This window comes from Delftia sp. WSY_10, assembly GCF_043104705.1.
GTDB lineage: Bacteria > Pseudomonadota > Gammaproteobacteria > Burkholderiales > Burkholderiaceae_C > Comamonas > Comamonas tsuruhatensis.
This window is the reverse complement of the sequence record NZ_JBICKY010000032.1, coordinates 67,398-81,215: the sequence shown is the minus strand read 5'-3', so window position 1 is coordinate 81,215 and position 13,818 is coordinate 67,398. Positions and strand designations below refer to the sequence as shown.

Annotated in this window: 13 protein-coding genes; 9 read left to right on the top strand and 4 right to left on the bottom strand. The window is 68.2% G+C overall.

The annotated features are described in order from the left end of the window. Positions 1 to 10: 10 nt before the first annotated feature. From ACF8ML_RS14160 to ACF8ML_RS14150, 3 genes are all read left to right on the top strand, one after another. Positions 11 to 373 carry a DUF4212 domain-containing protein gene (locus ACF8ML_RS14160; RefSeq protein ID WP_313280739.1) on the top strand — a complete coding sequence of 121 codons (363 nt, stop codon included), beginning with the start codon at positions 11 to 13 and terminating at the stop codon, positions 371 to 373. Further along, positions 366 to 2,456: a VC_2705 family sodium/solute symporter gene (locus ACF8ML_RS14155; RefSeq protein ID WP_016447599.1), complete on the top strand. Its 2,091-nt coding sequence runs from the start codon at positions 366 to 368 to the stop codon at positions 2,454 to 2,456. Before ACF8ML_RS14160 ends, ACF8ML_RS14155 begins: the two co-directional genes overlap by 8 nt. Positions 2,457 to 2,647: 191 nt before the next feature. After that, positions 2,648 to 3,163 carry a hypothetical protein gene (locus ACF8ML_RS14150; protein WP_016451268.1) on the top strand — a complete coding sequence of 172 codons (516 nt, stop codon included), beginning with the start codon at positions 2,648 to 2,650 and terminating at the stop codon, positions 3,161 to 3,163. A 131-nt stretch (positions 3,164 to 3,294) separates the two neighbouring features. Here ACF8ML_RS14150 and ACF8ML_RS14145 read toward each other — a convergent pair whose 3' ends face one another. The 3 genes from ACF8ML_RS14145 to ACF8ML_RS14135 form a co-directional block, all read right to left on the bottom strand. Beyond that, positions 3,295 to 3,648, bottom strand: a complete 354-nt coding sequence (locus ACF8ML_RS14145; protein ID WP_012206859.1) for an FKBP-type peptidyl-prolyl cis-trans isomerase — start codon at positions 3,646 to 3,648, stop codon at positions 3,295 to 3,297. A gap of 79 nt (positions 3,649 to 3,727) precedes the next feature. After that, positions 3,728 to 4,033 (bottom strand): helix-turn-helix domain-containing protein, encoded by a 306-nt coding sequence (locus ACF8ML_RS14140; protein ID WP_012206858.1) that lies wholly within the window; start codon positions 4,031 to 4,033, stop codon positions 3,728 to 3,730. Positions 4,034 to 4,253: 220 nt separating this feature from the next. Further along, on the bottom strand, positions 4,254 to 5,330 hold the full coding sequence (locus ACF8ML_RS14135) for a Bug family tripartite tricarboxylate transporter substrate binding protein (protein WP_392407274.1): 1,077 nt from the start codon (positions 5,328 to 5,330) through the stop codon (positions 4,254 to 4,256). Between the two features lie 371 nt (positions 5,331 to 5,701). Between ACF8ML_RS14135 and ACF8ML_RS14130 the strand changes: the two genes are divergently transcribed. The 6 genes from ACF8ML_RS14130 to ACF8ML_RS14105 all read left to right on the top strand — a co-directional run bounded on the left by ACF8ML_RS14130 (position 5,702) and on the right by ACF8ML_RS14105 (position 12,852). After that, positions 5,702 to 6,340: a PepSY-associated TM helix domain-containing protein gene (locus ACF8ML_RS14130; RefSeq protein ID WP_026062185.1), complete on the top strand. Its 639-nt coding sequence runs from the start codon at positions 5,702 to 5,704 to the stop codon at positions 6,338 to 6,340. A 20-nt stretch (positions 6,341 to 6,360) separates the two neighbouring features. After that, positions 6,361 to 6,888, top strand: a complete 528-nt coding sequence (locus ACF8ML_RS14125; protein WP_016447595.1) for a DUF2271 domain-containing protein — start codon at positions 6,361 to 6,363, stop codon at positions 6,886 to 6,888. A gap of 186 nt (positions 6,889 to 7,074) precedes the next feature. After that, a complete protein-coding gene (locus ACF8ML_RS14120; protein WP_016451270.1) occupies positions 7,075 to 7,893 on the top strand; it encodes a DUF4198 domain-containing protein in 819 nt (272 codons plus the stop codon). A gap of 41 nt (positions 7,894 to 7,934) precedes the next feature. Then, positions 7,935 to 9,011 (top strand): FAD:protein FMN transferase, encoded by a 1,077-nt coding sequence (locus ACF8ML_RS14115; RefSeq protein WP_016451271.1) that lies wholly within the window; start codon positions 7,935 to 7,937, stop codon positions 9,009 to 9,011. A 45-nt stretch (positions 9,012 to 9,056) separates the two neighbouring features. Beyond that, entirely contained in the window at positions 9,057 to 10,442 is a 1,386-nt protein-coding gene (locus ACF8ML_RS14110; protein ID WP_392407272.1) for a sulfite reductase subunit alpha, read from the top strand. A 229-nt stretch (positions 10,443 to 10,671) separates the two neighbouring features. Beyond that, on the top strand, positions 10,672 to 12,852 hold the full coding sequence (locus ACF8ML_RS14105) for a TonB-dependent receptor domain-containing protein (RefSeq protein WP_047326686.1): 2,181 nt from the start codon (positions 10,672 to 10,674) through the stop codon (positions 12,850 to 12,852). On the opposite strand, the gene ACF8ML_RS14100 is transcribed toward ACF8ML_RS14105, so the two are convergent. Then, positions 12,840 to 13,817: a ketopantoate reductase family protein gene (locus tag ACF8ML_RS14100; RefSeq protein WP_047326687.1), complete on the bottom strand. Its 978-nt coding sequence runs from the start codon at positions 13,815 to 13,817 to the stop codon at positions 12,840 to 12,842. The genes ACF8ML_RS14105 and ACF8ML_RS14100 overlap by 13 nt on opposite strands. Between the last annotated feature and the right edge of the window lies 1 nt (position 13,818).

Genomic DNA, 13,818 nt, shown 5'->3' with positions numbered 1-13,818 from the left:
CAGCGTCGCCATGCATACGCCGGACGCGCACTTGCATGACGACGCAGTCGGGGGACCGTCCGAAGGCGAGACCTTCGCCCCCGACCTGCACGACATCCACCATCTGTGGCTCAAGGCCGTGCTGCTCGCGGTCTGGGTCGCCGTCTCCTTCGGTGCCTGCTACTACGCACGCGACCTGCAGGCGCTGGTCCCCGACTGGCCGCTGGCCTACTGGTTCGCGGCCCAGGGGGCAGTCCTGATGTTCCTGGCCATCGTCATCGTCTATTGTCTGTCCATGGACCATTTCGAGCGCCGCGAGGCCCGGGCCGCTGCCCCGTCTGAACCCGCCGCCCCGCAACCGTCCGCCCCGCCGTCGCCTCCCGGCCATGGCTGAGCGCTCGCTGCTGACGGCCGCCTCCCGCTGGCGGCTGCACCGCATCGTGGCCCTGTACACGCTGGGCGTGCTCGGCTTTCTGGCCCTCATGTTCTGGGCCGAGCAGCAAGGCCTGTCGCGCCACTGGATAGGCCCCATCTTCCTGTTCTTCACCGTCATGGTCTACGCGGCCATCGGCGTGTACCTGCGCACCAGCGATCCCGAGGAGTACTACGTTGCGGGCCGGCGCATCCCGCCCTTCTACAACGGCATGGCGGCAGCGGCGGACTGGGTCAGCGCGGCGTCCTTCATCAGCCTGTCGGGGGCGCTGTACCTGCAGGGCTTTGCCGGCGTGCCGGGGCAGGCCGGCGGACTGGCCTACCTGCTGGGCTGGACGGGCGGCTTTTGCCTGGTCGCCATGCTGATCGCGCCGCACCTGCGGGCGATGAAGCTCTACACCATTCCCGACTTCTTCCAGCAGCGCTACGGCGGGCGCTGGCCGCGCGTGATCGCGGCGCTGGCTGCCGTGACCTGCTCGTTCACCTACGTGGTGGCCCAGATCTACGGCGTGGGGCTCATTGCCTCGCGGCTGACGGGCGTGCAGTTCGAGATCGGCATCATGCTGGGCCTGGGCGGCGTGCTGCTGTGCTCCTTCCTGGGCGGCATGCGTGCCATCACCTGGACCCAGGTCGCGCAGTACGTGGTCATCCTGCTGGCCTTTCTGATCCCCGTGTCCTGGCTGGCCTACCGGCAGATGGGCAATCCCGTGGCGCCGCTGGCCTATACGGCCCAGCTCGGCCAGATTGCGGAGATGGAGCAGCGCCTGCTGGACTCGCCGGCCGAACAGGAAGTGGTCGCCGCCTACCGCCTGCGCGCCGAGGTGCTGGAGGACAAGCTCAAGGACGTGCCGCGCGTGCTGGCCGCCGAGCGCCAGCAGCTTTCCGAGCGCATACGCGATCTGCGCACGCGCAGCGGCGACATTGGCGCCATCATGGCGGCCAGCCGCGAACTGGCCGCCATGCCGCGCGACGAAGCGACTGCGCGCGCCCTGTGGACACGCCAGCTGCAGGAGATGCGCGAGCGCGAGAAGCCGCTGGGCGGCATTCCGCTGCACAGCCTGCCCTTTGCCGGCAACCCCGATGGATCGGCCGAGGAACGTCAGGTCTACGAGGACAGCCGGCGCAACTTCCTGGCGCTGATGTTCTGTCTCATGGCCGGCACGGCAGGCCTGCCGCATTTGCTCACGCGCTACTACACGGCGCCCTCGGTGTCGGGGGCGCGGGCCTCGGTGGGCTGGACGCTGTTCTTCATCGGCGTGCTGTACATGAGCGCGCCGGCCCTGGCCGTGCTGGTCAAGTTCGAGGTCATGAACAATCTGGTGGGCATACGCTTCGACGAATTGCCCACCTGGATGGCACAGTGGGCCCGGGTCGATGCCTCGCTGCTGGCCGTGGAAGACGTCAATGGCGACGGTGTCCTGCAGTTCGGCGAGATCCGCATGGGCGCCGACCTCATCATGCTGGCCACGCCCGAGCTGGGTGGCATGCCCTACGTGGTCTCGGGCCTGGTCGCGGCGGGCGGCCTTGCCGCCGCGCTGTCCACGGCCGATGGCCTGCTGCTGACCATCAGCAATGCGCTGGTGCGCGACTTGTACTTTCGCGCGCGGCGGCGCCGCGCCTCGCCCGAGCAGCGCGTGATCCTGTCCAAGTTCGCGCTGCTGGTGGTGGCGCTGTCGGCCGCCTTCGTGGCCTCGCGCCGTTCCTCGGACATCCTGCCCATGGTCACGGCCTCGTTCTCGCTGGCGGCATCGGCCTTTGTTCCGGCCATGGTGCTGGGCATCTTCTGGCGCGGCACCACGCGTCGCGGGGCGGTGGCCGGCATGCTGGCCGGCCTGGGCATCACCGTCTACTACATGGTCTCGCACGTGCCCGCGCTGCAGCCTGTGTTGCCCGAGGCGCTGCATGCCCGCCTGTGGTGGGGCATACAGCCGATTTCCTCGGGTGTCTTCGGCGTGCCGGCGGGCCTGCTGGTGACCTGGCTGGTCAGCTGCCTGGACCCGCGCCGGCGCGCTGCGGCGCGCTCCGTGCCAGGGCGCGTGGCCTGACGCGGCATGGGCTCCATGGGCCGACGTCATTGCCAACGAAATTGCCAATTTTTGTCTTGATGGCAGATCTGGATCAGTCCCGGCCCAACTGAAGCCCGCGCGTGCTGGAAAACCCGCTTTTGGGAGCCGGAGGCTCATGACACGCTGCGAGCCGTGTCCGATCCGATCCCCTGCAGAGAATTGCGTCCGCCATGCATCTTGTGAAAACGTCCGCCGGCCAACAGGCATTCAAGGAACGCCATGCCGATCTCTCTCCCCGGCTGCGCTCGGCCTTTTTGCTGTTTGACGGCCAACGCAGCGTGGCGCAGGTGCTGCAGGCCGTTGCCGGCATGGGCGTGACCCAGGACGAAATCCTGGCGCTGGTGGAGCGCGAATGGCTGGCGCCCCGCGATGCAGCCGAACCCCGGCTGGGCGTGGTGGCCGTTGCGGCGCCCGCCGTCACTGCTGCCGCCGCATCGCCGGCCCAGCCTGCCGGCGATGCGTCTGCGCCATCCGAGCCTTCGCTGGCCGTGCGCTACCGCAACGCCTATCCGCTGGCGGTGGCCATCACGGCCAATATGGGGCTCAAGGGATTCCGGCTCAACCTGGCCGTGGAGGCGGCCATGGGCTACGACCAGCTCGTGGCGCTGGCCCCGCGCCTGCGCGAGGCTGCCAGCCCCGCCAGCTATGTGCCGCTGCACGAGGCGCTGTTCGGCAAAGCCCCCTGAGCGAGAAGCCGCCCCCACGCTGTCCTTGCCGCGCAAGGTCAGATGCTCCTGGGGGCTCTTTGGACGCTCCGGAAATGAAAAAAGCAAGGCGCCTTCGCGCCTTGCCCTTGCGTGGGCCAGCGGGTGCAGGCTCAGACGGCCAGCAGCTCCACATCGAACTTCAGCGTGGCGTTGGGCGGGATCACGCCGCCAGCGCCGCGTGCGCCGTAGCCCAGTTCGGCCGGGATGATCAGGGTGCGCTGGCCGCCCACCTTCATGCCTTGCACGCCTTCGTCCCAGCCCTTGATCACCATGCCGCCGCCCAGGGGGAAGACGAAGGGATCGTTGCGGTCCTTGCTGGAGTCGAACTTCGCGCCTTGCACGCCGTTGTTGTAGAGCCAGCCCGTGTAGTGCACGGTCACGCTGCGGCCGCGCTGGGCCTCGGCGCCGTCACCCACGACGGTGTCTTCATACTGCAGGCCGGATGCGGTGGTGGTGAAAGCCATGGTGGTATTCCTTGAGAGAGAAACGGTGGGGGAAAAAGACTGTCCGGCGGCAAGAGGGCGAAGGGCCTGGCCGCAAGAATCACTTCTTGGCGCGCGCGGCCACCCAGCGGTTGGCGAATGCCTGCACATCGGACAGGCGCTTGAGCAGGTCCTGGCCGGCCAGCGTCACGGTATAGCCGTCGGAGCCATGCTCCAGCAGCCCGCATTCGCGCAGTTCCTTGATGCGGGTGTTCAGCGTGTTGGGCGTGATGCCGCCCACGCTGTCTTGCAGCAGTCGAAAGGTCTGAGGATGGCCGTCACGCAAAGCCCACAGCACGCGCAACGCGTAGCGGCATTCGAGTTTCTCGAACAGCTGGTTGATGGCGGCGTTTTCCTTGGAGCTCATGACGCTTCTCCTTGCGCAATGGTGTGTGTGAGCCGGCGGGGGCATCCGGGTGGGACGCGCGCCGAGCCAAGTCCCGGGGAACTATAGCTCTGGATCCATTCTGCTACAAGTTTGGTAGCTCAAAACCCACAGCGGCAATGCGCTTCGCTAGAGGAATACGCGAATCTCCGAACCAGTGTTGCAGGCCCGCCACGCAACCTGCCCGCTGGACTTCGGTTTCTCAGCTCTTGAGTTTGAGCAGATAGGTCATGACGCTGGCCGTGGTGTGCTCCAGCTCCAGAAAGCCGCTGAAATCGCGGCCTGCCTGCCACGAAGGCTCCCAGCGGTTCTGCCGCAGGGCGCGCTGCCAGCTTTCGTGCTGGGTCGCCTGCTCCACGGCGCCCAGCAGGGCCTGGGCGCGTGCGGCGCTGACCTGCTTGCCCGTGAAGACGGCGCGCCAGTTGGCCATGTCGGCATCCAGTCCCTGTTCGCGGAACGAGGGCAGGCCGAACAGGCTGCGGCGCGAAGACACGCCAATGGCGCGCAGCCTGCCGCTGGCCAGGGCTTCGCTGAACTCGCTGTAGCCGGACACACCCATGCGCGCATCGCCCTTGAGCAAGGCCTCCACCACCTGGGCGCCGCCCGGAAAGGGCTGGTAGACCAGTTGCTCGGGCGCCGCCTTGGCGGCGCGCGTGAGCAGGCCGGCAAACATATGGTCCACGCCGCCGGCCGAGCCGCCCGCAAACGACTGGTGGGCCAGATCGCTGCGCAGCGCGGCGACCAGGTCCTTGGCATTGCGGATGGGGGAGTCGGCAGGCACGGCCACTACCAGATAGTCGCTGGTCAGGCGGGCAATCGGCTGCACGTGCGACATGTTCACGGCCGGCTTTTGCAGCGCCACGGCACCGACCATGACCATGCCGCCGATCAGCAGCGCATCGGGGTCCTGGCCATGGCGCTCGACAAACTGTGCCAGGCCGATGGTGCCGCCCTTGCCGCCCAGGTTTTCATACTCCACGCGATCTGCCGCGCCGCATGCCACCAGGGCCGCGCCCAGTGCGCGGCCGGTCTGGTCCCAGCCGCCCCCGGCATTGGCCGGAATGACGATGCGCAGGCTGGCGGCCACGCGCTGGCCACCGGCGGCAGCGCGCGGCGCATGGGCCGCAGGCGTTGCAGCGGGCGGCGCGGCATGGGCCAGCGGGGAGCACAGCATGGCCAGGGCTGCACCCTGTGCCAGCAGCTGGCGGCGGTTCTGGCGCGTGCCGTCACCGGAGTGGGCGGCGTTGGCAGTGGTTTGCGAAAAGCTCGGAAGGCGCATGCAGTCTCCAATCGGGTTCGCGCGCCATTGTGGGCGCAAATGAATCAGAAAAGCAGATTATGTAAGCATGTGCGTCAGCTAGTTGACATAACGCAGGCTGTCTGGCGGCATGGGTGCCAGACGCTTCAGGAGAGGGCCCACCGACGGTGCATCGCTGTCCCGGGATGCGTGGGGGCATGCGCGCCCGGGGGCAAGGAGCGGAGATGGAGCGCCGTGACACAGATGTCGATTAAGCCGGTAAAGCTTGTGTAAATGCGATCAATTCTTATTCGTGGGCGGTAGAATCCCCCGGCCTTTTTCTTTCCTGTGCTCCCCGTGGCCGCCGCCGTGATGGTTGTGGCCGCGTGGTGCTGCCGCCTGCCTCTGTTGCGATGACATCCCCCAAACCGGACCCTCGGCGCCGTTCCTACTGGCTCAAGACACTGCACGAGTGGCATTGGGTCAGCTCTGCGCTGTGCCTGATCGGCATGCTGCTGTTCGCCGTCACGGGGTTCACGCTCAATCATGCGGGGCAGATCGAGTCCAAGCCGCGCATCGTGCGCGGCGAGGCGGCATTGCCGGACGCGCTGCGCGTGCAGCTGGTCCGGCAGCAGGCCAGCCAGTCGCGCGACCGTGCTCCCGTGCCTGCGCCATTTGCGGACTGGGTGCGCGGCCAGTGGGGGCTTGAAGCCGAGGGCCGCGAAGCCGAATGGACGGCCGACGAGCTGTATGTGTCCCTGCCTCGCCCCGGCGGCGATGCCTGGGTGCGCGTGGGCCTGGCCGATGGCGAGGCCGAATACGAGCGCACCGACCGGGGCTGGATCGCCTATCTGAACGATCTGCACAAGGGCCGCAACACGGGCGCTGCCTGGAGCTGGTTCATCGATATCTTTGCCGCAGCCTGCCTGGTGTTCACCGTCACCGGGCTGTTCATCCTGAAGATGCACGCGGGCAACCGTCCCTTCACCTGGCCCATGGTCGGCATGGGGCTGGTGATTCCCATGCTGCTGGCCCTCCTGTTGATCCACTGAGAACCGAAAGAGCCTTGCCAATGAATCCGCACTTCTCTCTGCGCTACACCATGGCGCTTGGCGCCTGCCTGGGCGCGGCCCCGGCCTTTGCCGCCGGCCTGAACGTGGGCGTGGAGGTCCCGCGCCTGGATGTCGCCGAGTACCACCGCCCCTATGTGGCCGTGTGGATCGAGCGCGCCGACGCCTCGGTGGCCGCCACGCTGTCGGTCTGGTACGACGTGAAGATGCGCAATGCCGAAGGCACGAAGTGGCTCAAGGACATGCGCCAGTGGTGGCGCCGCACGGGCCGCGACCTGACGCTGCCCATCGATGGCGTGACCAGCCCCACGCGTCCCGTGGGCAAGCACCAGCTGAGCTTCACCGAAGGCGCCAACCCCTTCGCCAAGCTGCCGCCCGGCGAGTACAAGCTCGTGGTCGAGGCCGCGCGCGAAGTCGGCGGCCGCGAAGTGGTCACCGTGCCCTTCAAGTGGCCTGCCGCCAAGGCCGAGCAGCTGAGCGCCAAGGGCAGCAGCGAGCTGGGCGAGATCAGCGTCGAGCTCAAGCCTTGAAATTGAAACCCCCTGAGGCCTTGCGCGTCCTCCCCCTCACGAGGCGGGTGACGCCATCGCTGCGGGGCGGCGCGGCCGGCCAGGCCCTTGCCCGGCATCCCTGAACTGGGCCCTGCATGTGGGCGGGCCACGCATCTTGCGGGGCACCCATGTGCCAGCCCCATCCACGAACCAAGGAGAATCTTCATGAAGTCCAAGACCCGCTTTGCCATCCGTCTGGCGGCCAGCCTCGCCATTGCCTGCGGCGCCTTCCAGTCCGCCCAGGCCCACAACCTGTGGCTGCTGCCCTCGACCACGGTGCTGTCCAAGGCCGAATGGATCACGGTGGATGCCGCCGTTTCCAACGACCTGTTCTTCTTCAACCACGTGCCGCTGGGCCTGGACAACCTCGTTGTCTCGGCACCGGACGGCTCGGCCGTCGCGCCGCAGAATGCCCATCGCGGCAAGCTGCGCAGCGTGTTCGACCTGGACCTGCAGCAAAGCGGCACCTACCGCCTGGCCATCGTCAACGACGGCCTGTTCGCCTCCTGGAAGGACAAGGCCACGGGCCAGAACCGCCGCTGGCGCGGCTCGCCCGAGAAGTTCGCCGCCGATGTGCCCGCCGACGCGCAGGACCTGAAGGTGACCCAGTCCGTGGGCCGCATCGAGACCTTCGTGACCGTGGGCAAGCCCAGCGCCGTCAAGCCTTCGGGCAAGGGCCTGGAGCTGGTGCCCGTGACCCATCCCAACGACCTGGTCAAGGGCGAGAAGGCCACCTTCGCCTTCCATGTGGACGGCAAGCCCGCCGCCAACCTGGAAGTCGTGCTGGTGCCCGGCGCCACGCGCTACCGCGACAGCAAGGGCGAGATCAAGGCCACGACCGACGCCAAGGGCGAGTTCAGCGTGACCTGGCCCACCGCCGGCATGTACTGGGTGGACGCCGACGCCCAGGACAACAAGACCTCGCTGCCCCAGGCCAAGGAGCGCCGCCTGTCCTATGTGGGCACGTTCGAGGTGCTGCCCTGAGCCTTGCGTCCCCACCCGGGGTCCCGCCCGCGCCTGCGCCCGTGCGCGTGAGCTTCGCGCCCGCCCTGTTGCAGGGCAGCGCAGGCCGGGGCCTCGCCGCGCCTGTGCCCACGGGCGTGGCGTCCTTTGCCGTCTCCGGCTACGCGCCGCAGGCCGTGCGGCGGGCAGACCCCGCCGCGCTGCAAACACTCACCGGCGAGGCCATGGGCACGACCTGGAGCGTGCGCCTGCACAACCCGGGTTTCCGCCCGCTCGATGAGGCGCGCCAGGCCATAGAGGCTGCGCTGGCCCTGGTCGTGCGCCAGATGAGCAACTGGGAGGCTGATTCCGACATCTCGCGCTTCAACCGCGCAGAGGCGGGCAGCTGGCATGTGCTGCCTGCCGAATTCTTCACCGTGCTGACCTGTGCATTCGATTGGGCGCAGGCCAGTGGCGGCGCCTGGGACCCCACCGTGGGGCCGCTGGTCGAGCTGTGGGGCTTCGGCCCGCGTGCGGAAAAGGCGCAGGGCGCCAGCATCCCCGATGCCGATGCACTGCGGCGGGTGCGCGAGCGCGTGGGCTACCAGCGCATCGTGCTGGACCTGAAGGGCCGGCGCGCGCTGCAGCCCGGCGCCGTGCATGTGGACTTCAGCGGCATTGCCAAAGGCTATTCGGTGGACCTGGTCGCCGAGCGCCTGCAGGCGCTGGGCCATACCGATTTCCTCGTCGAGGTGGGCGGCGAGCTGCGGGCCTGCGGTCAGCGCCCTGGCAACCAGCCCTGGCGCGTGGCCGTGGCCAGCATGGCGGACCAGTCCACGCCGCTGGCGCTGCCGTTGCGCGACATGGCCATCGCCACCTCGGGCGACCACTGGCATGCCTTCGAGCAGGGCGGGCGCCGCTACTCCCACACCATCGATCCGCGCAGCGGCGAGCCCGTGGCGCACGGCCTGACCAGCGTCACCGTGCTGCATGCCGAATGCATGCAGGCCGACGCCCTGGCCACCGTGCTCACCGTGCTGGGGCCGCGTGCGGGCCTGGACTTTGCCGAGCAGCACGGCGTGGCCGCACTGCTGTGCGAGCGCACGGCGCAGGGCCCTGCCATGGCGATGACCACGGCGTTTGCCGCGCTGGCGCCGTGAGCGCCCCTAACCTTTTCTGCGCCGTGTAGATTTTCCGGTCACGCCATGTCCCTGTCCGAATCCTGGCTGCGCATACTCGCAGCCGCTGTCCTGGTACTGCTGTATGTGGCCATGTGCGCCGCCATCTGGTGGCGCGAGCGCCGCCGGCGCGCGCGGGCGCAGCACGAAGCCGCGGCGCTGGCCTCGGCGCGCGAGGGCGCGCTCCCCCTGCTTGTGGCCTATGCCAGCCAGACGGGCCAGGCAGAGGAGCTGGCACGCGAGACTGCGCGGCTGCTGCATACGGCCGGTGAGAGCGTGCATCTGTGCGCCCTCGATGCCGTTGATGTGAAGCTGCTGGCGCAGACCCAAAGGGCGCTGTTCATCGCCAGCACCTATGGCGAGGGCGATCCGCCCGACAACGCAGCCCTGTTCCTGGCGCACTCCATGGCGCAGGCGCAGGACCTGTCCCATCTGCAATACGGCCTGCTGGCGCTGGGCGACCGGCAGTACGCGCAGTTCTGCGGCTTTGGCCGCGCGCTGGACGGCTGGCTGCGCGCCGCAGGCGCCAGCCCCTGGTTCGAGCGCATCGAAATGGACAACGGCGCGCCCCAGGCGCTCACCGCCTGGCAGCACCAGCTGACCCAGATCAGCAGCCTGGGCGACATGCCTGCGTGGGAGACGCCGATATTCAGCGAATGGACGCTGGCCGCGCGCCGGCATATGAACCCGGGCAGCGCAGGCGAGCCGGTGTTCCACATCGAGCTGCAGCCCCCTGCAACCGAGGCCGCGCTGTGGGAGTCCGGCGACCTGGCGCAGGTCTGCATTCCTGCGGACCCGCAGCATCCGCGCGAGTACTCCATCGCCTCCATCGCCCAGGATGGCTGCGTGCACCTGCTGGTGCGCCAGGCGCGGCGCGAGGATGGCTCGCCGGGCCTGGCCTCGGGCTGGCTCACGCAGGGCGCGCCCCTGGGTGCAGCCATCACCCTGCGGCTGCGTGCGCACCGCAATTTCCGGCTGGAAGACAACCTGCAGCGCCCGCTGGTGCTGATCGGCAACGGCACGGGTCTGGCCGGCCTGCGCAGCCACCTGCGTGCGCGTGCCGCAGCAGGCCTGGGGCCCAACTGGCTGCTGTTCGGCGAGCGCAATGCCGCGCATGACCGGCTCTATGGCGACGAGCTTCAGGCCTGGTGCGAGGGCGGCGTGCTGCAGCGCCTGGACCTGGCTTTCTCGCGCGATCGCAGCGAAGGCGCGCCGCGTGCCTATGTGCAGGACCTGCTGGCGCAGTCCGGCGATGTGCTGCGCCAATGGGTGGCGCAGGGCGCAGCCATCTACGTGTGCGGCAGCCTGCAGGGTATGGCCCAGGGCGTGGACCAGGCGCTGCACGCCGTGCTGGGTGAGGCGCAAATGGACCAGCTGGTGCGCAGCGGCCGCTACCGGCGTGACGTGTATTGAGGTGGTGAGAGCAGCTTGCGCCAGCGCAAGCATTGGTGCCGTCAGCGCTTTCTGCTCCTAGGAACGTAGCATCCGTGCGACAGATAAATCCTATTGTGATCATGAGAATGGAAATGATTCTCAATGTTCATATAATTTCGTTACATATCCCCATCCCATCGCATAACCAAAGATTTCAAAGCGAGTTGCACGGGCCTCACAGCCCGTTTTCCGTTTCTGGAGTGTTTGCATGTCGTATCGCGATCTGCGCGGCGTTCTTCCGTCGCGTCCTTCCCCTCTGGCCCTCCTGGTGGCCGCCATCTGTGCTTCGGGTGCCGCATCGGCACAGACCCCATTGCAAAGCAATGCGGCTGCCGCCACCGAGTTGCGCGAAGTCGTGGTCTCTGCCTCGGGCTTCGAGCAGGACATCAAGGAGGCGCCGGCCTCCATCACCGTCATTCCGCGCGAGGAACTGGCCAAGGGCCGCTTCGGCAGCCTGACCGACGCGCTGGAGAGCGTGGAAGGCATCGACGTAGGCGCCCCCGCGGGCAAGACCGGCGGCTTGAACATCAGCATCCGTGGCATGCCCAGCGACTACACGCTGGTGCTGATCGACGGGCGCCGCCAGAATTCGGCCGGCAATGTCACGCCCAACGGCTTTGGTGAGACGCAGACCAGCTTCATGCCGCCCATCGGCGCCATCGAGCGCATCGAGGTCATCCGCGGCCCCATGTCCACGCTCTACGGCTCCGACGCCATGGGCGGCGTGATCAACATCATCACGCGCAAGGTCGGCAAGACCTGGACGGGCAGCGTCAGCGCCGACTACACGCTGCAGCAAGAGTCGGAGTTCGGTGATATCAAGTCCGGCAAGTTCTACCTGAGCGGCCCCATCAAGGAGGACCTGCTGGGCCTGTCGATCCGCGGCAGCACCCAGCGCCGGGCCGCTTCGGACATCACCTATGCGGGCGCCAACGGCCAGCCAGCCGTTCCCATCATGGGCGGCAACCCCGTCAAGTCCGAGATCAACAACCTGGGCCTGCGCCTGGCGCTCACGCCCAACAGGTACCACGACATCACGCTGGACCTGGACTCGGGCCGCCAGACCTATGACAACTCGCAGGGCCAGTTGGGCACGCTGGGCACGGGAGGCTACAGCCCCGAGCAGAAATACAACCGTGACCAGCTCACGCTGGCCCATACCGGTCGCTACGGCTTCGGAACCTGGGACACCAGCTTCATGGTCAACCGGACCGAGACCATCGGCCGGACCATTCCCCGGGGAACCCCGGGCGCGACGCCAGGTGCCGCGCGCACGCTGGAGGTGGAAAGCAAGGTGCTGGACAGCAAGCTGGTCCTGCCCTGGGGTGCCCACCTGACCACGCTGGGCGGCCAGTGGTGGGATGCCGAGATGAAGGACGGCGTGGCGCCGAACAAGTTCGCCTTCACGCAGAAGGCCCTGTTTGCCGAGGACGAATGGAGCCTGACCGACGCCTTCAAGCTCACCATGGGCGCGCGCTATGACCGCCACAGCCTCTTCGGCGGCAAGCTCAGCCCGCGCATCTACGGCGTGTGGAATGCCGCGCCGCAGTGGACCGTGAAGGGCGGCGTCAGCAACGGCTACAAGACGCCGCGCGTGGAGCAGCTGGCGCCCGGCATCAACGGCTTCGGCCAGCAGGGCCGCCTGCCGCTGGTGGGCAGCCCCAACCTCAAGCCCGAAACCAGCCGCACCACCGAACTGGGCGTCTATTTCGACAGCCCCACGGGCTTTGCGGGCAGCGCCACGGTGTTCAACAACGAGTTCAAGGACAAGATCACCAGCGGCCCGGGCCTGATCAACTGCGACTTTGCGGCAGCGCCCAACCGCCCCGGCTGCGTGAGCTTCGGCGACTGGCCGCTGGTGGATGCCTTCGGCCAGTCCATCAACGTGGACGAGGCCGTCACGCGCGGCCTGGAGCTGAGTGCGCGCATGCCGCTGGCGCGCGGCTGGAACGCCAGCGCCAACTACACCTTCACCAAGAGCGAGCAAAAGAGCGGCCCCAACCGTGGCAACCCGCTGAGCGACACACCCAGGCATGCGCTCAACGCCCGCCTGAACTGGGAGCCGGGTGCCCAGTGGAACCTGTGGCTGCGCGCCGAGTACCGCAGCGAGCGCTACCGTGACCCCGGCACCAGCGCCAGCTCCCAGGCCGCCAAGGCCGCGCTGGGCAACTACAAGGCCTATACCCAGTTCCACCTGGGCGGCAGCTACCGCGTGAGCAAGCAGTTCACCATCAACGCGGCCATCTACAACCTGTTCAACAAGGATTTCGTGGACTACCAGCCTTACAACGTACCGGGCCAGGTCCAGGGTACCGTGATCTTTGGCAACCGCTACGCGAACAACCAGGAAGGCCGCCGCCTGTGGGTGTCCGCCAACTACGAGTTCTGAGGCGGGTTACGGGGCGCCTGGCTGGCCTGCATGCGTGAAGGGGCCAGCCTGACCAGCACCTGCAGCGTGCGGTTCAGCGGCACGGGCACGCCCAGGGCCTCGCCGCGCCGCACCACGTAGCCGTTGAGGTGATCGATTTCGCTGGGCTTGCCCAGCGCCAGGTCCTGGGCGGTGGACGAAAACTGGCCCGGCATGGTGGCCGGCAGGCCGCGCACGGCAGCGGGCACGTCGCCGGGCAGGGCCACGCCGTCGGCCCTGGCCACGGCCAGGCATTCGGCCACCACGTCGTCCACCACGTCCGTCACGCCGGGCGACTGCACCAGCGGGCCGTAGGGCAGCTGGCACAGCGCCGACAGCGCGTTGTAGGCGCAGTTGATCACCAGCTTGGCCCACAGCGCGCCGCGCACGTCGGGCGATACCTGCACGGCAATGCCTGCCTTGCCAAACTGCAGGGCCACCCGTTCACTGAGTGCAGACGGCGCAATGACCAGCTCGCCGCGGCCGAAATGGCGCACATGGCCGGGGCCGGCCATGGCCGTGGCCACGTAGACCACGGCGGCGGCCACGGCCACGGACGGGCCCAGCACGGCGCGCACGCGCTCGTCGTTGTCCACGCCGTTTTGCATGGTCAGCACCAGGGTGCCCGGCGCCAGGTGCGGCTGCATCTCGCGGGCCGCTTCCTCGGTGGCCGTGGACTTGACGCAGAACATCACCACATCGGCATCGCGCACGGCGCTGGCCTCGGTCGATGCCTGCATGGGCACCTGGATGTCCAGCGCCGCCGTCTCCAGCCGCAGGCCATGCTGCTGCACGGCCTGCACATGGGCGGGGCGGCCGATCAGCGTGACCTGGTGGCCGGCGCGCGCCAGCAGCGCGCCGAAATAGCAGCCCACGGCGCCTGCGCCCATGACGGCGATGCGCAGCGGTTCGGAAGGAGAGGGGAGGCGGGCGGAAGAAGCGTCCATG

Excerpts from the sequence above, each read along its gene's own strand:
- ACF8ML_RS14160 (WP_313280739.1), top strand. The coding sequence starts at position 11 with ATGCATACGCCGGACGCGCACTTGCATGACGACGCAGTCGGGGGACCG.
- ACF8ML_RS14155 (WP_016447599.1), top strand. The coding sequence starts at position 366 with ATGGCTGAGCGCTCGCTGCTGACGGCCGCCTCCCGCTGGCGGCTGCAC.
- ACF8ML_RS14150 (WP_016451268.1), top strand. The coding sequence starts at position 2,648 with ATGCATCTTGTGAAAACGTCCGCCGGCCAACAGGCATTCAAGGAACGC.
- ACF8ML_RS14145 (WP_012206859.1), bottom strand. The coding sequence starts at position 3,648 with ATGGCTTTCACCACCACCGCATCCGGCCTGCAGTATGAAGACACCGTC.
- ACF8ML_RS14140 (WP_012206858.1), bottom strand. The coding sequence starts at position 4,033 with ATGAGCTCCAAGGAAAACGCCGCCATCAACCAGCTGTTCGAGAAACTC.
- ACF8ML_RS14135 (WP_392407274.1), bottom strand. The coding sequence starts at position 5,330 with ATGCGCCTTCCGAGCTTTTCGCAAACCACTGCCAACGCCGCCCACTCC.
- ACF8ML_RS14130 (WP_026062185.1), top strand. The coding sequence starts at position 5,702 with ATGACATCCCCCAAACCGGACCCTCGGCGCCGTTCCTACTGGCTCAAG.
- ACF8ML_RS14125 (WP_016447595.1), top strand. The coding sequence starts at position 6,361 with ATGAATCCGCACTTCTCTCTGCGCTACACCATGGCGCTTGGCGCCTGC.
- ACF8ML_RS14120 (WP_016451270.1), top strand. The coding sequence starts at position 7,075 with ATGAAGTCCAAGACCCGCTTTGCCATCCGTCTGGCGGCCAGCCTCGCC.
- ACF8ML_RS14110 (WP_392407272.1), top strand. The coding sequence starts at position 9,057 with ATGTCCCTGTCCGAATCCTGGCTGCGCATACTCGCAGCCGCTGTCCTG.
- ACF8ML_RS14105 (WP_047326686.1), top strand. The coding sequence starts at position 10,672 with ATGTCGTATCGCGATCTGCGCGGCGTTCTTCCGTCGCGTCCTTCCCCT.
- ACF8ML_RS14100 (WP_047326687.1), bottom strand. The coding sequence starts at position 13,817 with ATGGACGCTTCTTCCGCCCGCCTCCCCTCTCCTTCCGAACCGCTGCGC.